The organism is Imhoffiella purpurea (assembly GCF_000585215.1).
In the GTDB taxonomy this organism is placed as follows: domain Bacteria; phylum Pseudomonadota; class Gammaproteobacteria; order Chromatiales; family Chromatiaceae; genus Imhoffiella; species Imhoffiella purpurea.
The window spans coordinates 1-25,605 of record NZ_AONC01000013.1 but is presented as its reverse complement, the minus strand read 5'-3'; the positions used below and the strand labels follow the sequence as shown (position 1 = coordinate 25,605).

The following is a 25,605-nucleotide window of genomic DNA, read 5'->3' as shown; positions in this document are numbered from 1 at the left end:
CTCGCCGCGCTCATAAGACATTCGAGACGCCGGCGAGACCCGAAGGCATCGCCGAAGTCAGATCATCACCAGGGCAGCATGCGCCGCAACGCATTGTCCTTGAGCACGTACTGGTGCCAGAGCGCGGCCACGACATGCACGCCGATCAGCACGTAGAGGGCGATCTCCATGGGCTCGCCGTGGAAGAAATCCTCCATGATCTCGTGCAGGCCGTGCATCTCGCCCGTGATCGAGGGGATCTGCATGCCGAAGAAGTCGGCGGCGAATCCCTTGGAGGCGACGCGCAGGTAGCCGAAGACGGGAACCAGCAGGGTCGCGAGATTGAGCAGGACGTGAACCGCATTGGCGGCGAACTGGCTCCATTTGGGCGCGTCCACGAGGGCCGGCGGCGGCACGATCTTGCGCCAGCCGATCCGCGCGATCGTCACCAGGAACACCAGGATACCCAACGACATGTGCAGCTGCAGCCAGCCCAGCTGGGATTCCTCCGGAGCCATCTCGCGCAGACTGTTGGTGACGAACAACCCGAGCAGGAGCAGCGCCACCAGCCAGTGGAAGCCCTGCGCGATCAGACCGTAACGCTCGACCTTCATCTCTTGATTCACTCTCTATCACCTCGTTTCGAATCGTGGAAAAGTCATACTTGGCAAACCGCGATTCTTACATGGCAATGCGCAAAAGACTATTTCGAGCCGCGACTAGACCCTCGGATGTTCGAGAAAGAACCTCAGCATCTCGCGCGACGCATCCGGACCGCAGGGCTCGCTGAAAAGAGTCGAACCGCTCCCGCCCGACCATCCATGCCCGACGTCCTCGACGGACCAGAGCTCGGCGCGACAGACGCCATCGCCATCGACGAACGTGGAACGGCGATAGCCGCAACCACCGGGCGCGCGACCGTATTCGACCCCGGACGCGCCGACTCCACCGACATCGAAACCGGCCTGCGCGATCAAGCGGGCCGCATTGACCGGATTCACCGTGGTATCCGCATCGCCATGAAAGACGATCATCGGGATCGAGATGCCCGATCCGACCCCGCTCGCATCACCGGCCAAGGCGCCCTGACGCATCGCGATCAGCGCCGACATGAGGTCGTGCGCGGCACCATGGGGTAAGCCGGAATGAATCCCCACAGCGGCAAACAGCCCGGGGTAGAGCGCGGCCAGGATCGCCGCCATCGCCCCGCCGGCCGAAAGCCCGGCGACGTAGACGCGGCGCGGATCGATGGCATGGGCGCGGATGACATGACGCACCATTCCGACGATGATGTTTGGCTCGCCGAGACCGGCGTGCTGGTTCGACTCCTCGTACCAGACCCAGCAACGACTGGCGTTGGCGGAGATCGACTGGGCCGGGTAGAGCACGCAGCACCCCAGCTGCGCGGCCAGGGCGTTCATCCGGGTCGAGGTCGCGAAGTCGTCCGGATCCTGGCCGCAACCATGAAGCATGGTGACCAGCGGACGACCCGACGACGCCCCGGAGCGCGACGGCGGAACGAAGAGCCGATAGTCGCGCGCGCCCGAATCGTTTTCGAAGGATTGCCAACTCCATTCGGCCGCTCCGGCCTCGTCCGAGGCCGATGGATCCGGATGCCCAGGATCCCGAACCACCTCGAACTCCCCCTCGATCGCATCGCCCCGAACACCGGCACGCCCGCTGTCGGACCCGGAACGAGGCTCGGGCGAAGACGCGGCCAGGGTGTCGGCGACGAGACCGGTCGCCTCGCCGATCCGCCCGGCCCGCGTCAGGCGAACCGCTTCCCGCACAACGGCCTTCCAGGTATCTTTCATGGGGACATATCCAGATGAGCAAGACGAAGGTCCGGTGACCGCCAAGCGAACGAAGAACCGGGAAAACCATTCTTTCCTCGGGTTGCCGCCCGCATCAAGTCCTGCCAGAGTACCCGATCATCGGGGTGAAGACATAAGAACGATCGGCCGCTCCAGCCGACGGGACGAGGAGATCCAGAGGCACATGACCCAGGCTGCCCGCCATTCGACCGAGGGCAAGAGCGTCCTCATAGACAGGTTCGGGCGGAGGATCGATTACGTTCGGCTGTCGATCACCGACCGCTGCGATCTGCGCTGCCTCTACTGCATGTCCGACGACATGAGCTTCCTGCCGCGCAATCAGCTGCTCACGCTCGAGGAGATGGCTCGGCTCGGACGCTGCTTCGGCGAACTGGGCGTCAGCCGAATCCGGATCACCGGCGGCGAGCCCCTGGTCAGACGCAACGCCATCTGGCTGTTCGAGCAGCTCGGAGGTCTCCCGTCCATCTCGGATCTGGCCCTGACCACGAACGGCACCCAGCTGAGCCGGCATGCCAGGGCCCTCAAGGACGCGGGCGTCACGCGCATCAACATCAGCCTCGACTCGCTCGATCCCGGGCGATTCAAGCGCATCACCCGGCTCGGCGACATCCGCAAGACCCTGGCCGGCATCGAGGCGGCCGTCCGCTGCGGCTTCGAGCGGATCAAGCTCAACAGCGTCATCCTCAAGCACCGCAACCACGACGAGGTGCTCGACCTGACCCGCTTCGCCATCGATCGCGGTATCGATCTGAGCTTCATCGAGGAAATGCCCCTCGGATTCATCGGCGACCACGACCGCGCCGAGGCCTACTATTCGAGCGATGCCATACGACACGACCTGCAGCGGGAATTCGATCTGCTGCCCTCGACCGTCACGACCGGCGGACCGTCCAAGTATTACCGCATCGCCGGTACCGAGACCCGCGTCGGATTCATCTCGCCGCACAGCCACAGCTTCTGCGAGCACTGCAACCGCGTCCGGGTCACGGCCGAGGGACGCCTGCTGCTGTGCCTGGGGCATGAAGACTCGGCCGATCTCAGACGCGCGCTCAGGGCCAACCCCTGCGACGACGCCCCGGTCAAGCAGGCCATCATCGCGGCCATGGAGATCAAGCCCCGAGGCCACGATTTCGGACGCCCTGGCCATGCGCCCATCTCGCGCCACATGAATGTCTCCGGCGGTTGAACGCCCCCGAGAGACCGGCCGACGACCTCGCCGAGCCGCGCTCCTCCAGCCATGCGGATTCGCGATGCCGCGCCGGATTCCTTTTCGCACGATTGCCCCCACCATTGACGTCAGAACCGAACGACTGACGTCGCCCTCGGAATGACCGTCCAAGGAGTCCGACGGGCGCGAAGGAAAATGGGGCATTCCATGTCTGAAAAAGCCAAGTTATCTCAGATGCTGGCCCATAGCCATTATGCGACCAGTTTCGAGCCCGAGCCCGACGAGGAGGTCTACGACCCCGCCAAAGAGGATCTGGTTCGACGCATGCTTATGGAGATCGGAGAGGATCCCGACCGCGAAGGCTTGCGCAGAACGCCTCTGCGCGTGGCCAAGGCACTGGACTTCCTGACCAGCGGATACGACCTCTCGGCCGAGGAGATCATCAAGGGGGCCGTCTTCGCCGAAGACGTCAAGGAGATGGTGGTGGTGCGCGACATCGAGTTCTATTCCATGTGCGAGCACCACATGCTGCCCTTCTTCGGGCACGCCCATGTCGGCTACCTGCCCAACGGCAAGGTGGTGGGTCTGAGCAAGGTGGCCCGCGTGGTCGATGTCTTCGCCAGGCGGCTGCAGGTACAGGAGCGATTGACCAATCAGATCGCGGACGCGCTCATGGAGCACCTGGGCGCGCACGGCGTCGCCGTGGTGCTGGAGGCCAGCCATACCTGCATGATGATGCGGGGCGTGCAGAAACAACGCAGCACCACGGTGTCGAGCGCCATGCGGGGCACCTTCGACGAGGATCCCCGCACCCGGGCCGAGTTCATGTCGTTCATCAAGAACTGATCCATCGGGAACCGGTCAAGGGCGTGCTGTAGGGAAAAGAAGACATCAACATCGGAGCCGCTTTTTCATATACTTGAGGATACTCGCCGACGCACGATATCCGATGAACCATGGCTGGCAACGAACCGACGACAAGAAGCCGTCTTACGACAATGAGGCTAAGATGGTCGCACGCGATTCATTCGATCTCGATGGCACGCCCTCCAAGCGCGCCGGCATGGCGGCGCGCGAGCGCCGAGCCGGCGGCGGAGGCTCGCGCCGTCCACTGACGCCCGCCGATTACGATCTCCCGACCGGACTGATCAACCGCAGGGCATTTCTCGACCGGCTGGACGAAACCGTCAAATACCACCGCAGCCACCGCGAGTCGTTCGCGCTGCTGATGCTGCGATTGGACGACCTGGACGGCACACTCGCGCTCTACGGCAAGGCTGCGGCGGAGCATCTCGTCGCCAAATATGCCGAACTGCTCCACACCGGGGTACGCAGCACCGACACGGTGGCACGCATCGGCGACGATCGGTTCGCCGTCATTCTCGACGGCATCCTGGACGAATCCAACGTGGTCCGCGTCGCGCAGCGCATCCGGCAGCGCCTGAGCAAGCCGATCATGACCAAGGGCGCGCTCATCCAGGCCTCGAGCGACATCGGTTTCGCCCTCTATCCCGAAGACGGCATCGAATCGAGCGAGATCCTCGATCGCGCGGAGCATTCGCTGGATACCGCCATGGAGGCCCGTATCCGCAAAACCCCGGCGGCCCCGGGCAGGGGACGGCTCTCGAGCGTCGGCTGAAATCGCCGACGACAGTCCCTCGAAGAGATTTTCAGGAGACAGGCAAGCCACTGGGGGGACGCCATATACGCGAAGGCCGCGCCCGAGGCGCGGCCTTCGCTCGTTCGACCCGGAAGCCGGCTCGCTCCGGCCTCCGGGTGGGAACCGAATCAGTTGCGGGTCTTGTCGACCAGCTTCTTCTCCCGGATCCAGGGCATCATCTCGCGCAGGCGCTCGCCCACCTCCTCGATCTGATGCTCGGCGCCGAGACGGCGCATGGCCTTCATGGAGGAGGCGCCGGCCTGGTTCTCGAGGATGAACTCCTTGGCGAACTGACCGTTCTGGATCTCGCCCAGGATGCGCTTCATCTCGGCCTTGGTCTCGTCGGTGATGACGCGCGGACCGCGGGTCAGGTCGCCGTACTCGGCGGTATTGGAGATGGAGTAGCGCATGTTGGCGATGCCGCCCTCGTAGATGAGGTCGACGATCAGCTTCACCTCGTGCAGGCACTCGAAATAGGCCATCTCGGGCGCGTAGCCGGCCTCGACCAAGGTCTCGAAACCGGCCTGGATCAGGGAGGTCAGACCGCCGCAGAGCACCACCTGCTCGCCGAAGAGGTCGGTCTCGCACTCCTCGCGGAAGCTGGTCTCGATGATGCCGGCACGGCCGCCGCCATTGGCGGAGGCATAGGCCATGGCGATGTCGCGCGCCTGACCGCTGGCGTCCTGATAGACGGCGATCAGGCTGGGCACGCCGCCGCCCTGGGTATAGGTGGAGCGCACCAGATGACCGGGACCCTTGGGGGCGATCATGATGACGTCCAGATCCTCGCGCGGAGCGATCTGACCGTAATGGATGTTGAAGCCGTGCGCGAACGCCAGGGCGGCACCCTGCTTGATGTGCGGGGCCACCTGGTCGCGATACAGGGCCGCCTGATGCTCGTCGGGGGCCAGGATCATGACCACGTCGGCCTCGGCGACCGCTTCCTCGATCGACTTGACGGTCAGACCGGCGTTGCTCGCCTTGACCGCGGACGCGGAACCGGGACGCAGGCCGACCGTAACGGAGACGCCGGAGTCCTTGAGGTTGTTCGCGTGGGCGTGCCCCTGCGAACCGTAACCGATGATGGTCACCTTCTTCCCTTGGATCAGAGAGAGATCGGCGTCTTTGTCGTAATACACGTTGATGGTCATGCGTTGGATCCTAGTGTCAATTAGGCTGGTTCGAAATAGTGACTAAAGGTTCAGACCTTTCTCGCCGCGCGCGATGCCGGTGGGACCGGAGCGTACGACCTCGATGATCGAGCCATCGGGCAAGGCGTCGATGAAGGCATCGAGCTTATTGGTGGCGCCGGTCAGCTCGATGACATAGCTGGTATCCGTCACATCGATGATATGGGCGCGGAAGATGTCGGCGAGCCGCTTGAGCTCCTCGCGCGCCTCGCGCTCGGCACGCACCTTGACCATCATCATCTCGCGCTCGATGTGAGGTCCCTCGGACAGATCCAGCAGTTTCACCGTATCGATGAGCTTGTTCAACTGCTTCTTGATCTGCTCGACGATCTCGTCGTTGCCCCGCGTCACCAGCGTCATGCGCGACAGGGTGGGATCGTCGGTGGGCGCGACGGTCAGGGATTCGATGTTGTAGCCACGGGCCGAGAAGAGACCGGCGACACGCGAGAGCGCACCGGCTTCGTTCTCCAGCAACACGGCGATGATGTGTCTCATGGATTCAGATCTCGCTAGATTCAGATCTCGTATTGGCTCGGATCGCATCTCGGTCGATGGACGAGAGCGCTCGCTCAGGCCAGCTCGCGCTCCGACAGACTCGGCGACAGCTGCATCTCGTGGTGCCCCTTGCCCGCGGCGATCATGGGATAGACGTTCTCCGTCGGATCGACCAGGACATCCATGAAGACGAAGCGATCCTTCATGGCGAAGGCATCGCGCACGGCGTCCTCGAGATCGCCCGGGCGCTCGATCCGCATGCCGACGTGACCAAAGCTCTCGGCGAGCTTGACGAAGTCGGGCAGCGCATCCACGTAGGAGTGCGAGTAACGGCTCTCGTAGAAGAGCTCCTGCCACTGCCGCACCATGCCCATGTAGCCGTTGTTGAGCAGCATCACCTTGATCGGCAGCGCGTACTGGGAGCAGGTCGCCAGCTCCTGGATACACATGAGGATACTGGCGTCGCCCGAGATACAGGCGACCTGAGCCTCCGGATGAGCCAGCTGGGCACCGATCGCCGCCGGCAGACCGTAGCCCATGGTGCCGAGACCGCCCGAGTTGATCCAGCGGCGCGGCTTGTCGAAGGGATGGAACTGGGCCGCGAACATCTGGTGCTGCCCCACGTCCGAGGCCAGATAGAGCTCGCCCTGGGTCGCCTTGTAGAGCGTTTCGACCGCGAACTGCGGCTTGATCGCCGCCTCCGCGCCCTGATCGTAGCGCAGACAGTCGACACGCCGCCACTCGGCGATCTTGGCCCACCAGTCGGCCAGCAGGGTCTTCTGAGCGCCGGATGCGCGCTCCTGATAGAGCCGCAGCATGTCCGACAGCACGCTCGCCACCTGCCCCACGATGGGCACGTCCACCTTGACGTTCTTGGCGATCGAGGAGGGGTCCACGTCGATATGGACGATCTTGGCGTGCGGGCAGAAATGCTCGATCTTACCCGTCACCCGGTCGTCGAAGCGCGCACCCACGGCGATCAGCACGTCGGTTTCGTGCATCGCCATATTGGCCTCGTAGGTGCCGTGCATCCCCAACATGCCGAGAAACTGATCGTCGGTCCCCGGGAAGGCGCCAAGCCCCATGAGTGTGCTGGTGATGGGAAAGCCGGTCGCCCGCACCAGATCGGTCAAGGGCGCCGAGCCCTCGCCGAGGACCACGCCGCCGCCGGTATAGAAGACCGGACGCTTGGCCTCCAGCATCAGGTCCACGGCCCTGCGGATCTGTCCGAGATGACCGCGCTCCACCGGATTGTAGGAGCGCATCCGGATATCCCTGGGATAGACGTAGGGCACCTTGACGTTGGGGTCGGTCACGTCCTTGGGGATGTCGACCACCACCGGGCCGGGTCGGCCCGTGGTCGCGATGTAGAAGGCCTTGCGGATGGTGACCGCGAGATCCTTCACATCCTTGACCAGGAAGTTGTGCTTCACGCAGGGGCGCGTGATGCCGACCGTGTCCACCTCCTGGAAGGCATCGCTGCCGATGAAGGGCGTGGGCACCTGGCCGGTGAGCACCACCATGGGGATGGAATCCATGTAGGCGGTCGCGATCCCGGTCACGGCGTTGGTCGCGCCGGGACCGGATGTCACGAGACAGACGCCGCACTTGCCGGTCGAGCGCGCGTAGCCGTCGGCCGCATGGGCCGCCGCCTGTTCGTGCCGGACGAGGATATGCTTGACGCCGCCCTTCTTGAAGAGCGCGTCGTAGATATGCAGGACGGCACCGCCCGGATAGCCGAAGGCGTACTCGACACCTTCGTCCAGAAGCGCCTGGACGACGATCTCTGCTCCGCTCAACTCGACACCAGCCGCCGTCACATTCGCCCCATCTGATTCAGCTCCAGTCAGTGCCACCTTTCGCGACCTCCGATCAGCCCACTCTCCGTGAATCGTCCGAACCTCGCGAAGCATCCTGGCCGCACGGCCCTGCCGGAGATCTGCAACGGAGATCTGCGAAGGGCTCGCGGCGACCGATCAGGGGTCCGCTTTCCCGGTCGAGGAGGAGCTTGGAAAAACGTTGAAAAAGAGGTTGACGTTACCGGGATAACGATCCCGGGTCAAGCGGCCGAAACAGGGCGGAGAGGCGAGCGGCGAAACGGAGCGAACGCCTGGGGATGCCGGAGCGGGTCAAACGCTCCGACCGGTCGTCAACAGGCTCCTGCGACTGGAAGACTTGCCGTAGCTGAGGTCATGCACGTCCTGGAGCATCTCCAGCTCGGCCCAGGCGTCGGCCGGCCAGCCCCCCGGCTGTCCGTAATCGCCGATGACCAGATCCCGAAACATCGCCTCGAAACCCTCGACATCCCCCCAACCGGCGATGAGCCGATTCAGCGCCTCGGGATATCGGGTTTCGAGCACGCTGAGTTCCTTGCTCTGCACCGGGAAACGCACCCGGTCGGCCTCCGTCGGCCGGGCAAAAGGCATGATCGTCAGCCAGTCCGGGGCATCCTCGGAGGACAATAGGCTCTCCTGAGAGTCCGGCATCTGGTCGAGCAGAAGTCTCGCACAGGCCCTGAGCGATTTTTTGGGATGTTCGAAATCCAGCAGCAGGGTATAGAGGTTGGCCCACTCGAATCCCTTGGCGTTCGATTTCTGCGCATGCACGACACGCGCCCGAAGCCGGATACCGGGAAGGTCCCGAGCCCCGACGATCGAGAGACTGATGCTCTGATTCGGCTCGTAGGCATCGAACACGGTCAGGGTATGATGACCCGTGGCGATCTGTTCGAGCATACCTCGCAGCTCATCGGGTTCGTTGACGACCACCTCGAGCTCTCTCACGAGGTCGCTCGTACCGCTGGCTTGCTGGGTCGACCGATGACCGTCGCGCAGCATCCTGAGGAGCTTGACCAGTCTCGACTGGCTGCGCGGAGACAGGCTGACGAAGCGGACCGCCACCTGATAGCGGTCGTTATCGATCGGTTTGGCGCGCAGCATTCGCGCGTCGATGATGATGCGCTCACCCGACCTCCAGGGGTAGACCAGCTGGATGGTCCCGCTGGCCTTGGGCAAGGGGCCAGGAATGCTCAGTAGCGCGCCCCCCCAGGAGATGTCCTGATTCAGCGCGGTGACGGGATCATGCTCGCCTGGCAGCGTGACCTTGACCGGAATCTGCAGATCGATACGGGCCTGCGTTCGGCGGTCCGGCTCATAGGAGGCCGATTCCGACTGAGAGTCTGAGCGGTTCATAGTGCGAATACCCTGTTGCCCGATAGCGAGGCCATACGCTGGCATTGCTTCCTCGTACCCTTGCCAGAGGCGGGGCCGACACGCCTATCGGATTGAATCTCATACTTGTACTTGTCCAGGCATCCGTATCAGGAACATTCCAGGTGGCGGACTATTGGTGCGATACCCCTAGTCTGCAAGGGTTGTCCGATCAGACGACACGGCCTGCAATCCCTGATGACGCCACGCACCGACATTCAGGCACTGAACGTCACTGGCATCCATCGCCCGACCCGCCCGGAATCCGAGCGAAAAACGCGGCACCGACCGAACGAAAGTTGTGCGCTCAGGCATTGGACAATAGACTTCGTCGCTTTACCCGATCGACACTCGTCTCCATGCGCACCTCTCAGTTCCCCCTACAGACCGTCAAAGAAACCCCGGCGGACGCCGAGATCGCCAGCCACAGATTGATGCTGCGTGCCGGGATGATCCGCAAGCTCGCCGCCGGACTCTACACCTGGCTCCCGCTCGGACTGCGCGTCCTGCGCAAGGTGGAACGTATCGTGCGCGAGGAGATGGACCGCGCCGGCGCGCTCGAGGTCGCGATGCCAGCGGTGCAGCCCGCCGAGCTGTGGCAGGAATCCGGCCGCTGGGATCAGTATGGCCCCGAACTGCTGCGTCTGCGCGACCGCCATCAGCGCGATTTCTGCTTCGGCCCGACCCACGAAGAGATCATCACCGATCTTGCCCGCAGCGAACTGAGAAGCTATAAGCAACTTCCGGTCAATTTCTACCAGATCCAGACCAAATTCCGCGACGAGATCCGTCCGCGCTTCGGCGTCATGCGCGCGCGCGAATTCCTCATGAAGGACGCCTACTCCTTCCACGTCGACGAGGCATCGCTGGCCGAGACCTACCACCGGATGCACGAAACCTACTGCCGCATCTTCGGCCGCTGCGGGCTCGATTTCCGCCCGGTCCAGGCCGACACCGGCAGCATCGGCGGCAACGCCTCGCACGAGTTCCACGTGCTCGCGGCATCCGGCGAGGACGCCATCGCCTTCTCGACCGGGAGCGACTATGCCGCCAACGTCGAGCTGGCCGAGGCCGTCGCGCTGGCCGACACCCTGCCCCCGGCGACCGAGGAGGCGCGACTGGTCGACACCCCCAACGCCCGTACCATCGCCGATCTGGTCGAGCAGTTCGGCCAGCCGATCGAGCGCACGGTCAAGACCCTGGTCGTCGCGGCCTCCGAGGAGGCCGAGGCCGATCTGGTCGCGCTCCTGGTGCGCGGCGACCACGAGCTCAACGCCGTCAAGGCCGAGAAGCTGCCCCAGGTCGCCGTGCCGCTGCGCATGGCCACCGAGGATGAGATCCGCGCCGCGATCGGCGCCGGCCCGGGCTCGCTCGGCCCCAAGGACCTGCCCATCCCCTGCATCGTCGACCGCACCGTGGCCGTCACCGCCGACTTCAGCGCCGGCGCCAACCAGGACGGCAAGCACTGGTTCGGCCTCAATTGGGGACGCGATCTGCCATTGCCAGCCGTCGCCGACCTGCGCAATGTCGTCGAGGGCGATCCCAGCCCCGACGGCAAGGGCACCCTGACCATCGCCCGCGGCATCGAGGTGGGGCACATCTTCCAGCTCGGGCGCAAATACAGCGAGGCGATGAAGACCACGGTGCTGGGCGAGGACGGCAAGGCCGTCACCCTGACCATGGGCTGCTACGGCATCGGCGTCTCGCGCGTGGTCGCCGCCGCCATCGAGCAGCACCACGACGACCGCGGCATCTGCTGGCCCGAGCCGATCGCCCCCTTCGAGGTCGCCCTGCTGCCGATGAAGCTCGGCAAGTCCTTCCGGGTGCGCGAGGCGACCGAGCAGCTCTACGCCGACCTGCAGGCGGCCGGAATAGAGGTCCTGCTCGACGACCGCGACGCCCGCCCCGGCTTCATGTTCGCCGACATGGAACTCATCGGCATCCCACACCGGATCGTCGTCGGCGACAAGGGCCTGGACGACGGCATGGTCGAATACAAGGGCCGCACCGACGCCGAGATGCAGCTGATCCCCATCGCCGAGATCGTCGGCTTCCTGCGGGAACGGCTGGACGCGGCGGGCGCCCATCACTCACGCTGAATCCAGCGGAATATCGATGATAAGGATCACATGAACAAAGAAGCCTCCTTCGATCGCGACGCGCTCCTGGCCTGCGGCCACGGCGAGATGTTCGGTCCGGGCAACGCCCAGTTGCCGGTCCCGAACATGCTGATGATGGACCGCATCGTGCGCATCGCCAATTTCGGCGGCGCCAACGGCAAGGGCGAGATCCTCGCCGAGCTCGACGTCACCCCCGACCTCTGGTTCTTCGGCTGCCACTTCCCCGGCGACCCCGTGATGCCGGGCTGCCTGGGGCTCGACGCCCTCTGGCAGATGGTCGGCTTCTTTCTCGGCTGGATCGGCAATCCGGGACACGGCCGAGCGCTCGGCGTCGGCGAGGTCAAGTTCACCGGGCAGGTGCTGCCGAGCGCCAGCAAGGTCACCTATCATGTCGACATGAAGCGGGTCATCAGCCGCAAGCTGGTGCTCGGTATTGCCGACGGGGTCGTCATGGTGGATGGACGGACCATCTATACCACCAAGGATTTGCGTGTGGGGCTGTTCACCTCGACCGACGGGTTCTGATTGGGGCTGGTCGACAAGGGACGGTCAGGGACTGGCACGGACGATCACGGACGGGGCGACGTCGGTACAGCCGGGGCTCACCAGTCCAGGCCCTGGGTCTCGACCGTCCGGTCCGACTTGAACAGGAACCAGCTCACCAGGAAACCGAAGGTTGCGCCGCTGTCGCGCCGGACCAGGGGGCTGTCATGGAAGACGGCGCCCTCGACCGAGTCGTACATGGCGTAGAGGTTGACCAGGAAATCCCCGCGCCGATGGTAGAGGGTGCCGATCAGGCGCACCCCACCGTAGCCGGCGTCCGGATCGTAGACCGGGCGATCGGGCCTCGCGTCGCGTCCGGAGACGCGGTAGAAATAGTCGTGATGGCTCTCGGACCCGAACATGGGGCCGCCCGAAAGCCGTATCCGCCAGTCTCGCCCGAGCAGGTCCAGATCCTGCCGATAGGTGAGATGGGGATAGGCGGTATAGCCGATGTGCTTGAACGAGGATCCGACGGCGAAGGCGGCGCGGACCGGCAGGTCGAGGCTCAGCGAGCGGTTCCGATTCCCCCGGCCCCACACCAGATAGCGGAACATGGGACCGATCTGGAAGGTGGGGTCCAGATCGTCCATCCCGTGCCGCGCCGGGTCGTCGCTGCTCGCGGCGGGCACGGTCCCGTCCAGACTCACGTCCAGCTTGATCCGGTCCGACTCGAAGAAGAGTCCGCGGATCCCGTTCTCGTCCGACTTGAGCACCTCGCCTCGGTAATAGGGCAGGACGAAGGGATAGGCATAGGTATTGGAGCGGCCCGACCCCCGATAGTCCGGCAGGGTGAGCGCGCCGCCGCCCAGCGCGATCTCCCACAGAGGCTCGCGATCGGCATGCGCCGTAACAGCCATGGTCGCGAGGAGACAGGCGGCCAGCCATCTCCATCGCATCCAATCGAGCCGGCCCAGCCCGGAGACAGCGATCGGCCGCCCATTCCCGCAAGCATTCCCAGAATCCTGACTCACGCCATCCATCCCCCCGAAGACGAGTGTGCAACAGACGGGCAGCCGCCGACTGCCTTGAAGCAAATCAGCGAGATGCGTAGACTCTCGCCGACCTTGTCGAGCGGCTCGGCGCATGGACGCACGACCCATGTCTCTCCAGACCAGCTGCGATCATGCCGACACCAGATCCAGCCGAAAGGCCCCCGCCCCCTAACAGATGATACTGACATATCGGCTCTCGGACAGCGTCGGCGATGACCCGATCGCCCCCAGCACATTCGCGCGCATTCGCTTCGCCGAACGGCACGCCCGTTCCTCGGACCCGCGCGACCTCGTCATCGGCCTGCCTCCGCTGAGCCGGGGCGCCGCCGTCGAAGAATGGCACGCCGAGCGTCTGGAGGATCTCGGCTGGGACGGCGACACCGGCTTCGTCGAAGGCGACGGCCTGATGCTGGTCCACCGCCTGATCCAGGAGGAGGAGCCGGACCGGCTCGCCCGGACGACGGAACGGCTCTACGGCGAACTGCTCGCCCTGATCGCGCAACGGGGCTATCCGCACCCGCTGCGGATGTGGAACTTCATCGAGCGGATCCACGACCCGGCGGACGGACAGGAGCGCTATCGGGCCTTCAGCGCGGGCAGGGTCGAGGCTTTCGATCGGGCCGGATTCGAGCGGAAACGCATCCCGGCCGCGAGCGCGATCGGCACCAGCGCTGGCGGGCTCCTCGTCTACGCCCTCGCCTCCCGCACGCCCGGGGAGGCCGTCGAGAATCCGAGACAGATCCCGGCCTATCGCTATCCGCCGCGCTACGGGGTCAGACCGCCCTATTTCGCGCGCGCCATGCGCGGTACCGGAGGTCTTGCGGGAACGCTCTTCATCTCGGGCACGGCCAGCGTCGTCGGACATGCCTCGTGCCACCCCGAGCGTCTCGAGCCCCAGCTGACCGAAACCCTGCTCAATCTGGAGACGCTGATCGAGACCTCGGGCGAGACCCGAACGCGCCGCCCCGACCTGCTTCGGGTCTATGTCCGCGCACCGCACGGGATCGAAGGGATCGAATCCCGGCTGCGCGACTGGTGCGGTCCCGAGCCGCGGATCCAGTATCTGCGCGGCGACATCTGCAGACGCGGCCTGGAGGTCGAGATCGAAGGCGTGCTCCAGCCATGCGCCGCGCCGAGCTGAAACTCCATCCGACACTCGGCGCGCGCCGCCCAATCCGAGAGCCATTCCAATGACTCCAACCAAGCCGCCATCCGGCTCGATCCCGCCGCACCCGGTTCTGGACGGGCACTATGCCGACCGCGAGCAGCGCGTCCCCTATATCCGCCAGCTGTTCGACCAAACCGCGCCGAGCTACGACCGCATCAACACCTGGATGAGCCTGGGTACCGGCGAGCGCTACCGTCTGGAGGCCCTGCGCCGCGCCGGCATCCGCAGCGGCGACCGCGCCCTCGACATCGCCGCCGGCACCGGCGTGCTGGCGCGCCATGCCATCGAGCTGGTCGGCACCCGAGGCCAGGTCCTCGCCATCGACCCCAGCCTGCCCATGCTCCACGAAGCCGGCAAGCGGGGCGTCGAGCACCGCGCCTGCGGCGTCGCCGAATCCCTGCCGCTGGGCGACGCCACGGTGGACTTCGTCTCCATGGGCTATGCCCTGCGCCACGTCAGCGACCTTCGGGTCGCCTTCGGCGAATATTTCCGGGTGCTCAAGCCCGGCGGCCGGCTCCTGCTGCTCGAGATGGTGCCCCCGAGCTCCCCGCTCGGATACCGCCTGACGCGGTTCTATCTCAAGCACCTGGTGCCCTCGCTGGCGGCCCTGGTGACAGGCCGTCGGGATGCGCGGCGTCTGATGCAATATTATTGGGACACGGTGGACCAGTGCGTCCCGCCCGGGATCATCGAATCCGCCTTGCAAGGCGCGGGATTCGCCTCGGTCGAGCGCGGGGTCCTCCATGCCATCATGAACGAATACACAGCGGTCAAGCCGGAGCTCTGACTCGGACCCTGTCTTTTAAGGAAGTCGATTTGGAAACGCTCGCCCCTCTCGAACAAGAAGTCGCTCAGCTGATCATCGAGACACTGCATCTCGATGACATGCAGGTCTCGGAGATCGACCCCACCGCCCCGCTGTTCGGCGAGGGACTGGGACTGGACTCGATCGACGCGCTGGAACTGTCTCTGGCCGTCACCCAGAAATACGGCATCACCATCAGCTCACAGGACCCGAACATCCGCTCCATCTTCGCCTCGCTGCGCGATCTCAGCGCCCACATCGCCGCCAACCGCTCGCGCTAAGGACGCCGCCTTGAACACGCTGATGCCCGGTTATCGGCAGGGGGCCTCCATCGCTCGGCGACCGGGCGGCTGCGTGTCGCACGACGCATTTCTCCATCAAGTCGCTCAGGTCGCCGAAGGGATCCCGGAGGCCGGCTATCTGATCAATCTGTGCGAGGACCGCTATCGGTTCATGCTCTCGCTCTGCGCCGCGCTGGTGAGAGACATCCCGACCCTGCTGCCCCCGAACCGGCTGGCCAGCACGGTCCGGGACATCGCCGGGCGCTATCCGGGCAGCCTGGTAGTCACGGACCAGGCCGAGCGTGTCGCCGGCCTGCCGCATCACCGGATCGAGGAGCCAGGCCGCATGACACCAGCCCCAGGATCGGCGCTCCAGGTCCCGGTGCTCGCCGACCGCCCCGACGCCATCATCGCCTTCACCTCGGGCAGCACGGGCAGGTCCCAGCCGCACCCCAAGCGCTGGACCGACCAGATGCTCTGTTCGTTGCGCGCGGCCAAGCGCTTCGGCATCGGCCCGGACACCAGCATCGTCGCCACGGTGCCGCCCCAGCATATGTACGGGCTGGAGCTCTCGGTCTTCATCCCGCTCGCGACCGGGGCCGCCACCCATGCCGAGCGGCCCTTCTTTCCCGAGGACATCCGCCGCGCGCTCGCCGAGTCCGACGCACCACGCATCCTGGTCACCACGCCCGTCCATCTCGATGCCTGTCTCAAGGCCGGTCTCGCATGGCCCGAGATCGACCGGACGATCTCGGCGACCGCCCCGCTCGGCGAGGACCTGGCACGCGCGATCGAATCGGCCCTCGCGACACGGGTCCACGAGATCTACGGCTGCACCGAGGCCGGATCCATCGCCAGCCGCCGCACCATCGAGTGCCCCGTCTGGCAGTGGTACGACGGCGTGCGCGCCACGGATCCGGAGCCGGAGCGCGCCCAGATCGAGGCCGACTTCCTGCCCGGCACCATCCCGCTCAACGACCGGATCGACCTGATCGACGAGACCCACTTCCGCCTCCTCGGCCGAGGCGGGGACATGGTCAACATCGGCGGCAAGCGCGCATCCCTGGCGGACCTCAACCTCACGCTGAACGCCATCCCGGGCGTCAGGGAGGGCATCGTCCTCATCCCCGACGAGCGGGACGACTCGCCCGGCCGGCTCGCGGCCATCCTGGTCGCCCCCGGGCTCGATCGGGCCGAGCTGGTCGCCCGGCTGCGCGAGCGCATCGACCCGGTCTTCATCCCGCGCCGCATCCTCTTCGTCGACGCCCTGCCGCGCAACGAGGTCGGCAAGACGCCACGCCAATGGCTGCTCGAACTCCTGAGATCCGAGGAGATCCGGAGACCATGAAGACCAGGGCCAGATTCAGCGTCCCGGCCGAGCATCCGGCGCTCGCCGGTCATTTCCCGGGCAACCCCATGGTTCCCGGCTCGGTGATCCTCGAGCAGATCCTCGCCCTCTGCCCGGCCGGCTGCGCCCGTCTGGATCACATCAAGTTCCAGCGGCCGCTGATTCCGGGACGCGAGGCCGAGGTCGAGTTCGAGCCGACCGGAGACGGAAGCGCCCTGAGCTTCCGCTGTCTCCAGGACGAGCGCCCCATCTGCGCCGGACGCCTGAGCCTCGCGCCATGAGCCTGCAATGGACCGCCCAGCGCGAGCGCGGATCGCGCGGGTCCCTGAGGCTGATCCGCTGGATCGGGCTGCGTCTCGGGCGCCCGGCGGCCCGCGCCTTCCTCTACCCGATCACACTCTATTTCCTGATCAAGGCCAAACCTCAGCGCCTCGCCTCGCGGCTCTATCTGACCCGCGCGCTCGGCCGCCCGGCGACCCTGTTCGACATCGCCCGTCACATCCACTGCTTCGCGGCGACCATCCTCGACCGCGTCTTCCTGCTCTCGGGTCGCGATCGGCTGCTCGACATCCGGCTGCACAATCCGGAATGCGTCCTGGAGCGCATCGACTCGGGCCGGGGGTTCCTGCTGCTCGGCTCGCACCTCGGCAGCTTCGAGGCGGTGCGCGCCCTGGCCATCGGACGCCGCAGCCTGCCGCTCAAGGTGCTCATGGTCCCGGAACACAACCAGGTCATCACCGAGATTCTGCACGCCCTCAACCCCCAGGCCGCCGAGACGGTGATCCCGCTCGGCACCCCCGAAAGCCTGCTGCGCGTCAAGGAAAGCCTGGACCAGGGCTGCATGGTGGGCCTCCTGGGGGATCGCTCCAGACCCGAGGAGGACACACTGGCCTGCCGCTTCATGGGCGAACCGGCACCCTTCCCGACCGGCCCCATGACGCTCGCCGCCGCGACCCGGGCACCCGTCGTCCTCTTCTTCGGGCTCTACCGCGGGGGCAACCGTTACGACGTCGTCTTCGAGCCGCTCACCGAGGGGATCGCGCCGGAGCGCAGACAGCGCGCCCAGGCCGTAGAACATTGGACCCGACGCTACGCCGAGCGTCTCGAACACCATGCGCGCCATGCGCCCTACAACTGGTTCAACTTCTATGACTTCTGGGATGAAACCGGAATCGGCCCGACCTGACCCGTCCGCCCGGACAAGGGAGCGACGACCCGGCAGCCACCCTCGATCCCTATCGAGCGCGCTCTATCCAGCGGTCATCGCCTTGCTGTGTTGCGCGGCAGACCTCTACGCCGCGCCGCCCGACCTGGAGACGCGGATGCGCTCGCTCGCCCAGGTCACCCAGGTCGAGGCCGAATACCGCGAAAGGGTCGAACTGTCGCTGCTCGACCAGCCGCTGGAATCGAGCGGCCACCTCAGCTACCAGGCACCGGATCGATTGAGCAAGACCAGCGACAAGGGCGATGCCGTACTGATCGATGGGGATCGTATCGAACTGATCCGAGGGGACGGCAAGACCCGGCTGAGGATCTCGGATCACGCCGCGCTCGAAGGCATCGTACTGGCCCTGAGGGCGACCTTCGCCGGCGATCTCGACCGGCTGCGGCGCCTCTATCGGCTCGACTACCAGTCTCGACCGGACGGCTGGACGCTCGAACTGGTCCCGTTGGAGCGCGGAATCGCCAATCTCTTCCAGAGCGTTCGGATCGAAGGGGTCGACAACCGTATCGACCGCCTGGACATCCTGGAGGGAAACGGCGACAGGCGGCGCATGCGTCTGACGAATCAGCGTCTGCTGGTGTGCCCCGGGCCGGGCAACGGCTGCCGGGGGACGCCGTGAAGACATCCCTATCGGCTTGACGACACCCCAGCCCCCTCTCATGCGTCTCGACCGAGCCCGCACCCTGCTCGTCACCTGGCTGCTGCTATTGCTGGGCCTGGCCCTCTGGAACCTGGACCATGCGACCCTGCATCGCGATCTCTCCATGTTCCTGCCGCGCACCTCGACCCTCGAGGAACGTCTTCTGCTTGACCAGCTGCGCGAGGGGATCGCCGCGCGAACCCTGCTGATCTCGCTTCGTGGCGACCTGGAGGCCGAGCGCATTGCGGACGCCAGCCGCGCCCTGACCGAAACGCTCGAATCCAGCGGACGCTTTCGCCATGTCGTCAACGGCTCCGGCATGCCCGACATGCGCGAGCTCGGCCCGGTGCTCGATCACCGCTATCTGATCGGCCCGGCGGACGCCTGCCTGCGGGATCTCGACGAGGAGGACCTGCGCCAGGCGCTCGAACGCCGTCTCGAGGAGCTGTCGGGCCCCATGCCGCCGCTCGACACCTCGCTCATCGCCCGCGACCCGACCGGCTGCTTCAGATCCCTGTTGCTCGGACTCGAGCCGTCCGGCGCGCCGGAGCGGCAAGAAGGCGTCTGGTTCTCCAGGGACGGACGCGAGGCATTGCTGCTGGCCGAGACGCGCGCCCAGGCATCGGACCTGGATGCGCAGGCCGAGGCCGTCGCCGCCGTCCGCACCGGATTCGCCCGGCTCGCCGACGCCTCGCGACTGCATCTCGCGATCACCGGGCCCGGCTATTTCGCGGTCGGCTCGCAGGAGACCATCCGAACCCAGACGATCTGGCTCAGCGCGGCCGCCTCCCTGGCTGTGGCGGCACTGCTGTTCGCGGTCTTCCGTTCGCCGCGTCTGGTCCTGATCGGCGCCCTGCCGCTGGCGACGGGAATCCTGGTCGGCACCAGCTGCGTCGTGCTGGCGTTCGGCGCGATCCACGGCATCACCCTGGCGCTCGGCGTCACCCTCATGGGTGTGGCCATGGACTATCCGGTGCACATCTTCGTCCATGCCGAGCGCCGGGCCGGCCGGCTCTCCGGGCTGGAAGGCATCGGCCCCAACCTGCTGCTCGCGGTCGCGACCACGGTCTGCGGATACGCCGCACTGGCATTGGCCGAATTCGAGGGCCTGGCCCAGCTGGGCGTTCTGGCCGGGGCCGGACTGGCGAGCGCGGCCCTCTGTTCGCGCTTCCTGCTGCCGCCCCTGCTGCCGCGGGACTACGCCTGGAGGACACCCGCCGCCCTGCCCCGGCTGCTGGCGCGCATCCCCACCCTGAAGGATCGCGCCCGAATCCTGGCACTCGGCCTGGTCCTGGCCGTCGCCGGACTCCTCGCCAGCCATCCGGATCCCTGGAGCAGCGACCTGTCGCGGCTCAGCACCGTGCCCGCATCCGAGATCGCACTGGACCAGCATCTGAGGAACGAAATGGGCGCCCCCGAGGTGGCCCAGATCCTCTTCGTCGTCGGGGCGGATCCGGAACAGGTGCTGCGCCGGCTCGAGACGGCGACGCCGGCCCTCGACGCCCTGGTCGCATCCGGCCTCGTCGCCGGATTCGAGACCCCGAACCGGATCCTGCCCAGCCGAGCGGCCCAGCACGAACGCCAATCCCAGCTGCCGAGTCATGAGCGGCTGGAGCGGACACTCGCGCGCGCGAGCGCCGGACTGCCATTTCGCACCGGAGCCTTCGCCCCCTTCCTCCACGACCTGGATCTCGCCCGCAAAGAATCGCCCCTGACCCCGGACCGGCTGGGCGCCTCGCCGATCGGCGAGCGGCTCGGTACGCTGCTCCAGCCCTTCGGCGACGCCTGGGTGGGACTCGTCCCGCTGATCGGGGCCGATCATCCGGCGGCCATCGCCGAGCTCCAGGCACTCGACCCCGCCAGCGGGCTCCGGTATCTCGACCTGCGCGATACCAGCGCCGGACTGATCGCGCGCTTCATCCAGGAGGCCCTGGACAGCCTGACGCTCACCGCGGCGCTCATCGGCGCACTCATCTGGCTCGGCGTCCGCCGCCAGGGACGCACGCTGCGGGTCATGCTGCCCATCGCGCTCGCCATCGTCCTCGACTACGGACTCCTGCTGGCGATCGAGGGCGCGATCAATCTCTTCCATCTGGTGTCGCTGCTGCTGGTGCTCGGACTCAGCATCGACTACGGCCTCTTCATCAGCCGCCGATGCACGAATCCGGCCGAATCGGCCCGGGCCGCCTTCGCCGTCGCCCTCTCGGCACTCTCCAGCCTGCTGATGTTCGGGCTGCTCGCGCTCTCGAACATCCCGGTGCTGCATGCCATCGGACTCACGACCGCGCTCGGAATCGCCCTGGCCCTGCCCGCCGCCCTCCTGATCGCGAGACCCGACACCTGAGTCCGGGCGGTTGAGGCATGGCCACAAACTGCTATGATGCCGGGCCGAACGTGTTTGTCTTTTCGTGCCGAGTCAGATGTCTATCGAGCCCCTCAGCGTCACCGCCTTCACTCTCGTCAACGCACTGGGACTCGGATGCACGGCCACGCTCGAGGCCCTGCGCGACGGACGATCCGGCCTGACGCACTGCGATCTGCCCGAGATCGCGCTCGACACCTGGATCGGCCGCGTCCCCGACCTCGAGTCGGCGCCCCTGCCCGCCGGACTCGAGATCTTCGACTGCCGCAACAACCGGCTCGCCAACCTGACGCTGCAGCAGGACGGTTTCGATCGCGAGGTCGAACGGGTCCGCGCCCGATACGGGCCCGAACGCATCGGACTCTTCCTCGGTACCAGCACCTCGGGCCTGGAGCATACGGAGGCCGCCTATCGCCGTCGCGCCCGGTCCGGCACCCGGGATCTGGGCGACGACCTGCGCTTCGACCACACCCACAGCAATTTCTCGCTCGGCGCCTTCTGCCGCTCCAGGCTCGGGATCGGGGGACCGACCCAGGTCGTCTCGACCGCCTGCTCGTCGAGCGCCAAGGTGTTCGCGACCGCCAGCCGTCATCTGGCCTCGGGTCTCTGCGATGCCGCCATCGTCGGCGGTGCCGATACGCTCTGCGCCACCACGCTCCATGGATTCGCCTCCCTGGAGCTGCTCGCACCCGAGCCCTGCCGGCCCTGGGGACGCGACCGGCGCGGTATCGCGCTCGGCGAGGGGGCCGGATTCGTGCTGCTCGAGCGCATCGCGCCCGACCCGGACCGGCCCGCCCTGCTCGGCTACGGCGAGAGCAGCGACGCGCACCATATCTCCTCGCCCCATCCGGAGGGTCTGGGCCCCGCCCTGGCCATGCGCGCGGCGCTGGAGCGCGCCGGGCTCGCCCCGGGATCGATCGACTATCTCAACCTGCACGCGACCGGCACCCCGGCCAACGACCGCGCCGAGGACCTGGGGATCGCCCACTGCTTCGACCGCCCTCCCCGCGCCAGCGGCACCAAGGGCTGGACCGGCCACACGCTGGGAGCGGCGGGGGTGACCGAGGTAGTCATCTGTCTGCTGACGCTCGAGCATGGCTTCCTGCCAGAAAACCTCAACCGCGGCGAGCGGGATCCCGATCTAAAGCTGGACGTCCTCGAAGCCGGAATCGATCTCGAGCCCAGGATCGTCATGACCAACTCCTTCGGCTTCGGCGGCACCAACGCCTCGCTCGTCCTGGGGTACCCAGGATGATGCTCGACATCCTCGTCCGCTCGGTCGGCATCGTCGCGCCCGGCCTGACCGACTGGCCCTCGACCGCGGCCATCCTGCGCGGCGAGGTCCGCTATCGGCCCGAACGTCTGCCGCGGCTCGCCCCCATGTTGCTGCCACCCAACGAGCGCCGCCGCGCGACCCCGCCGACCCGTCTGGCGATGGAGGCGGCGCGCCAGGCGACCGAGGCGGCCGGCGCGGATCCCCGCACGCTGCCCAGCGTCTTCGCCTCCTCGGACGGCGACCTGGACCTGATCGACCGCCTCTGTCTGGGGATCGCGCAGCATCCGGTCGCGCTCTCGCCGACGCTCTTCCACAACTCGGTGCACAATGCGGTGGCCGGCTACTGGTCGATCGGCAGCGGCTGCATGGAACCCTCGACCAGCCTGGCTGCGGGCGACGCCACCTTCGCCGCCGGTCTGCTCGAGTGCGCCACCCAGCTCGCGACCGACTGCGAGCGGATCCTGCTGGTCGCCTACGACCTCCCCGGACCGCCGTCATTGGATGCGCATCGCCATTTCGCGCATCCATTCGCCTGCGCACTTCTGCTTGCGCGAGACCAAAGCCAGCACGCACTGGCACGCATCGCGCTGAATGCCTCGCCGCCGACAGATCCGGCGCCATCCGGCTCGGGAGAGAAGACGGCGGACGCCTTGCCCCCAGAACTGGAGGCCATGCGCTCGGGAAACCCGGCCGCGCGCGTCCTGCCGCTGCTGCTAGCGATGGCGCGCGGGCATGCCGGCACGGTCGAACTGCCCTATCTCGATGGCGGCACGCTAAACGTCGATCTCGGATTCGAACCCCATGCCGAGTGACGGACCATGCTGAGCGAGGACCTGCGCGCACTCATCCCGCACGCGGGAGACATGTGTCTCATCGACGAGGTTTTGTCCTGGGATGCCGACGGCCTGATCGGCCGAACCCGCTCCCATACCCGTCCGACGAATCCGCTACGGACCCATGGCATGCTGGCCGCGACCCATGTCCTCGAATACGCCGGCCAGACCTGCGCGCTGCATGGCGGACTGCTCGCTCGCGAGCGGGGGGCGGAAGCGATCCCCGCGCTGCTGGTCGCCGCGTCCCAGGTCGAGATCCCGTCCGCCCCCCTGTCGGATCTGAGCGGTGCACTAGAGATCCGGGTGACCCGGCTTCATGGTTCGGATCGGGACGGCATCTATCTCTTCGAGATCCACGAAGGCGGGCGTCGACTGTCCGGCGGACGGCTCACCGTCATGGCGCGACGCCAGGAGACGGAATGAAACGGGCACTGGTCACGGGGGCGACCGGCGATATCGGATCCTGCATCGCGCGCCGGCTGGCCGCGGAGGGACTCAGGGTCCATGTTCATACCCATCGGCAGATGGAGCGGGCCGAGACGCTGGTCGAGGAGATCGCGGCCGCCGGGGGCCGGGCATCCGCCGTGCGTTTCGACGTCAGGGACCCGGACGACTGCAAGACGGCGCTCGACGCCCTGCTGAGCGAGGGCCCCATCCAGGTCCTGGTCAACAACGCAGGCATCCATCGCGACGCCCCCATGGCCGGGATGGATTTCAATCAATGGCAAGAGGTCGTCGACGTCTCGCTGACCGGCTTCTTCAACGTCACCCAGCCACTGCTGCTGCCCATGATGGGCACCCGCTGGGGACGCATCGTCAACATCTCATCCATCTCGGGCGTGCTCGGCAACCAGGGCCAGACCAACTATGCCGCGGCCAAGGCCGGACTGCACGGTGCCACCAAGTCGCTCGCCCGCGAGCTGGCCAAGCGCGGCGTCACGGTCAACGCCATCGCGCCCGGCATCATCGACAGCGAATCGACCCGCGCCCTCTTCGACAAGGCCGCGATCGAGCGGCTGGTGCCCATGCGCCGCGCCGGCCGTCCCGAGGAGGTCGCCGACCTGGTCGCCTATCTGGTCTGCGGCGACTCGGGCTATCTCTCCGGACAGGTCATCCGTCTCGACGGGGGCATGACATGAACCGACTCTGGGTGGTGATACCGGCCTACAACGAGGCCGTGAGCATCCGCGACATCTGTCTCCGGGTCCTCGAACAGCCGATCGAACGACTGGTCGTGGTCGACGACGGCTCGGCCGACGGCACCGCCGCCGCCATCGCCGACCTCCCGCTCACCTGCCTGACCAACCCCGTCAACCGGGGCAAGGGGGCGAGCCTGCTGCGCGGCATGCGGCACGCCCTGGCGGCCGGGGCCACCCACATCGTCAGCCTCGACGCCGACGGACAGCACCGGCCGGAGGACATCCCGCGCCTCGCCGCGCGCATCCAGCAGCACCCGGACCGCATCCTGATCGCGGCCCGGCTGCTGAACCGGGAGCAGGCCCCGCCGCTGCGCCGCTTCGCCAACGCCTTCGCCGACTTCTGGATCTCCTGGGCCTGCGGACAGGCCATCCGCGACACCCAGTCCGGATTCAGGATCTATCCGAGCAGGCTCTTCGAGCGGATCGATACCCGCCCCAAGCCCGATGCCGGATTCGCCTTCGAGAGCGAGATCCTGATCGATGCGGCCTGGCAAGGCCATTTCACGCTCGCCATCCCCATCGAGACCCTCTACCATCCGCACGCCCGGCCCAGCCACTATCGCGCCTACGAGGACACGGCCAGCATCGTGCGCATGGTCGCCGCCAAGCTGGCGCAGCGCCATTTCTATCCGCTGGGCCTGTGGCGCTCGCTCATGCGACGGCCGCCGCCCGAACAGGGCAACGCCGACCTCCAGCCGCTCGACGAGGGACGCGAGGGCCTGCGGCCGTGATCCACCGTTCCCGCCCCCCCGACTGGGACGGACTCCTCACCATCGCGCTCGCCCTGGTCGTCCTCTTCGCCACCCTCGGGCTCGCCTATCTCCACTGGCTGAGGCGGGTGATCGGAAGCGCCCGGGCGCCGAACGATTCCCGGCTGGAGGAGCACAGCTGGCTGGTGGTGCCGGGGAAGCGTCTGGGAAGGGAGGGTCCCGACCCCGAATTCCGCGAGCGTCTGGATCGCGCCGCCGCCCTCGCCCGCTCGCCATGCGCCGCGAGACTGGTCATCCTCGGCGGCCGCACGGCGAATGCCGCGGTCAGCGAGGCCAGGGCCGGGGCCGAGTATCTGGAGGCGGGGCGGCTGAGCCGGAAACTGCCCCTGATCCTCGAGGATCAGTCCCGAAACACGCTCACCAACCTATGCAACCTGCGTGCACTGGCCGTCCGGGACGGCGCTGTCCAGACACCCCTGGTCATCGTCTCGAACCGCTACCACCTCGCCAGGCTCGGGCTCATGGCCGCCAGCCTGGGGCTTCGCCACCGGCTGGAGCCGGCCGAGC

Annotated in this window: 26 protein-coding genes; 19 read left to right on the top strand and 7 right to left on the bottom strand. The window is 66.7% G+C overall.

Annotated features, from left to right (window positions below; all coding sequences use genetic code 11):
• Positions 1-65: 65 nt before the first annotated feature.
• Both D779_RS04735 and D779_RS04730 read right to left on the bottom strand, forming a co-directional pair.
• Positions 66-605: a cytochrome b gene (locus D779_RS04735; RefSeq protein ID WP_043750226.1), complete on the bottom strand. Its 540-nt coding sequence runs from the start codon at positions 603-605 to the stop codon at positions 66-68.
• A 93-nt stretch (positions 606-698) separates the two neighbouring features.
• Positions 699-1,793, bottom strand: a complete 1,095-nt coding sequence (locus D779_RS04730; protein ID WP_043750223.1) for an extracellular catalytic domain type 1 short-chain-length polyhydroxyalkanoate depolymerase — start codon at positions 1,791-1,793, stop codon at positions 699-701.
• A gap of 184 nt (positions 1,794-1,977) precedes the next feature.
• On the opposite strand from D779_RS04730, the gene moaA reads away from it, so the two are divergent.
• The 3 genes from moaA (at position 1,978) to D779_RS04715 (ending at position 4,621) form a co-directional block, all read left to right on the top strand.
• On the top strand, positions 1,978-3,000 hold the full coding sequence (gene moaA, locus D779_RS04725; protein ID WP_043750220.1) for a GTP 3',8-cyclase MoaA: 1,023 nt from the start codon (positions 1,978-1,980) through the stop codon (positions 2,998-3,000).
• A gap of 189 nt (positions 3,001-3,189) precedes the next feature.
• Positions 3,190-3,828, top strand: a complete 639-nt coding sequence (folE, locus tag D779_RS04720) for a GTP cyclohydrolase I FolE (protein ID WP_043750377.1) — start codon at positions 3,190-3,192, stop codon at positions 3,826-3,828.
• 163 nt (positions 3,829-3,991) lie between these two features.
• Positions 3,992-4,621, top strand: coding sequence for a GGDEF domain-containing protein (locus D779_RS04715; protein ID WP_157726316.1), 630 nt, complete (start codon positions 3,992-3,994; stop codon positions 4,619-4,621).
• A 149-nt stretch (positions 4,622-4,770) separates the two neighbouring features.
• On the opposite strand, the gene ilvC is transcribed toward D779_RS04715, so the two are convergent.
• The 4 genes from ilvC to D779_RS04695 form a co-directional block, all read right to left on the bottom strand.
• The gene (ilvC, locus tag D779_RS04710; protein ID WP_198295665.1) at positions 4,771-5,787 is read right to left on the bottom strand and encodes a ketol-acid reductoisomerase; all 1,017 of its coding nucleotides are present in this window, start codon (positions 5,785-5,787) and stop codon (positions 4,771-4,773) included.
• A 48-nt stretch (positions 5,788-5,835) separates the two neighbouring features.
• Positions 5,836-6,327, bottom strand: a complete 492-nt coding sequence (ilvN, locus tag D779_RS04705; RefSeq protein WP_043750214.1) for an acetolactate synthase small subunit — start codon at positions 6,325-6,327, stop codon at positions 5,836-5,838.
• A gap of 74 nt (positions 6,328-6,401) precedes the next feature.
• Positions 6,402-8,183 (bottom strand): biosynthetic-type acetolactate synthase large subunit, encoded by a 1,782-nt coding sequence (gene ilvB, locus D779_RS04700; protein WP_081763327.1) that lies wholly within the window; start codon positions 8,181-8,183, stop codon positions 6,402-6,404.
• A 273-nt stretch (positions 8,184-8,456) separates the two neighbouring features.
• A complete protein-coding gene (locus tag D779_RS04695) occupies positions 8,457-9,518 on the bottom strand; it encodes a PilZ domain-containing protein (protein WP_052347834.1) in 1,062 nt (353 codons plus the stop codon).
• A 377-nt stretch (positions 9,519-9,895) separates the two neighbouring features.
• Between D779_RS04695 and D779_RS04690 the strand changes: the two genes are divergently transcribed.
• Positions 9,896-11,635 carry a proline--tRNA ligase gene (locus D779_RS04690; protein ID WP_043750208.1) on the top strand — a complete coding sequence of 580 codons (1,740 nt, stop codon included), beginning with the start codon at positions 9,896-9,898 and terminating at the stop codon, positions 11,633-11,635.
• 30 nt (positions 11,636-11,665) lie between these two features.
• Complete coding sequence (fabA, locus tag D779_RS04685; RefSeq protein ID WP_043750206.1) at positions 11,666-12,181, top strand: 3-hydroxyacyl-[acyl-carrier-protein] dehydratase FabA; 516 nt, start codon at positions 11,666-11,668, stop codon at positions 12,179-12,181.
• Positions 12,182-12,258: 77 nt separating this feature from the next.
• On the opposite strand, the gene D779_RS04680 is transcribed toward fabA, so the two are convergent.
• Positions 12,259-13,095 (bottom strand): MipA/OmpV family protein, encoded by an 837-nt coding sequence (locus D779_RS04680; RefSeq protein ID WP_043750204.1) that lies wholly within the window; start codon positions 13,093-13,095, stop codon positions 12,259-12,261.
• Between the two features lie 271 nt (positions 13,096-13,366).
• On the opposite strand from D779_RS04680, the gene D779_RS04675 reads away from it, so the two are divergent.
• The 14 genes from D779_RS04675 to D779_RS22585 all read left to right on the top strand — a co-directional run.
• The gene (locus D779_RS04675; protein WP_052347833.1) at positions 13,367-14,332 is read left to right on the top strand and encodes a chorismate transformation enzyme, FkbO/Hyg5 family; all 966 of its coding nucleotides are present in this window, start codon (positions 13,367-13,369) and stop codon (positions 14,330-14,332) included.
• Between the two features lie 49 nt (positions 14,333-14,381).
• Complete coding sequence (locus tag D779_RS04670) at positions 14,382-15,146, top strand: class I SAM-dependent methyltransferase (protein ID WP_043750201.1); 765 nt, start codon at positions 14,382-14,384, stop codon at positions 15,144-15,146.
• A gap of 29 nt (positions 15,147-15,175) precedes the next feature.
• Positions 15,176-15,445 (top strand): phosphopantetheine-binding protein, encoded by a 270-nt coding sequence (locus tag D779_RS04665; protein WP_043750199.1) that lies wholly within the window; start codon positions 15,176-15,178, stop codon positions 15,443-15,445.
• 10 nt (positions 15,446-15,455) lie between these two features.
• Positions 15,456-16,793, top strand: a complete 1,338-nt coding sequence (locus D779_RS04660; protein WP_043750197.1) for an AMP-binding protein — start codon at positions 15,456-15,458, stop codon at positions 16,791-16,793.
• Positions 16,790-17,074: a hypothetical protein gene (locus tag D779_RS04655; RefSeq protein WP_043750196.1), complete on the top strand. Its 285-nt coding sequence runs from the start codon at positions 16,790-16,792 to the stop codon at positions 17,072-17,074. The genes D779_RS04660 and D779_RS04655 overlap by 4 nt, the downstream gene beginning before the upstream one ends.
• Positions 17,071-17,979 carry an LpxL/LpxP family acyltransferase gene (locus D779_RS04650; protein ID WP_043750194.1) on the top strand — a complete coding sequence of 303 codons (909 nt, stop codon included), beginning with the start codon at positions 17,071-17,073 and terminating at the stop codon, positions 17,977-17,979. Before D779_RS04655 ends, D779_RS04650 begins: the two co-directional genes overlap by 4 nt.
• A gap of 136 nt (positions 17,980-18,115) precedes the next feature.
• Complete coding sequence (locus D779_RS04645; protein WP_157726315.1) at positions 18,116-18,637, top strand: outer membrane lipoprotein carrier protein LolA; 522 nt, start codon at positions 18,116-18,118, stop codon at positions 18,635-18,637.
• 40 nt (positions 18,638-18,677) lie between these two features.
• On the top strand, positions 18,678-21,002 hold the full coding sequence (locus D779_RS04640; protein WP_052347832.1) for an MMPL family transporter: 2,325 nt from the start codon (positions 18,678-18,680) through the stop codon (positions 21,000-21,002).
• Positions 21,003-21,084: 82 nt separating this feature from the next.
• On the top strand, positions 21,085-22,275 hold the full coding sequence (locus D779_RS04635) for a beta-ketoacyl-[acyl-carrier-protein] synthase family protein (RefSeq protein ID WP_043750367.1): 1,191 nt from the start codon (positions 21,085-21,087) through the stop codon (positions 22,273-22,275).
• On the top strand, positions 22,272-23,108 hold the full coding sequence (locus tag D779_RS04630; RefSeq protein ID WP_043750188.1) for a beta-ketoacyl synthase chain length factor: 837 nt from the start codon (positions 22,272-22,274) through the stop codon (positions 23,106-23,108). The genes D779_RS04635 and D779_RS04630 overlap by 4 nt, the downstream gene beginning before the upstream one ends.
• A gap of 6 nt (positions 23,109-23,114) precedes the next feature.
• Complete coding sequence (locus D779_RS04625; RefSeq protein ID WP_043750182.1) at positions 23,115-23,552, top strand: hypothetical protein; 438 nt, start codon at positions 23,115-23,117, stop codon at positions 23,550-23,552.
• On the top strand, positions 23,549-24,268 hold the full coding sequence (gene fabG, locus D779_RS04620) for a 3-oxoacyl-ACP reductase FabG (protein WP_043750179.1): 720 nt from the start codon (positions 23,549-23,551) through the stop codon (positions 24,266-24,268). Before D779_RS04625 ends, fabG begins: the two co-directional genes overlap by 4 nt.
• Positions 24,265-25,059 carry a glycosyltransferase family 2 protein gene (locus tag D779_RS04615; RefSeq protein WP_052347831.1) on the top strand — a complete coding sequence of 265 codons (795 nt, stop codon included), beginning with the start codon at positions 24,265-24,267 and terminating at the stop codon, positions 25,057-25,059. The genes fabG and D779_RS04615 overlap by 4 nt, the downstream gene beginning before the upstream one ends.
• On the top strand, positions 25,056-25,605 hold a 550-nt coding region (locus D779_RS22585), incomplete at its 3' end, for a YdcF family protein (protein WP_052347830.1). The genes D779_RS04615 and D779_RS22585, both read left to right, overlap by 4 nt.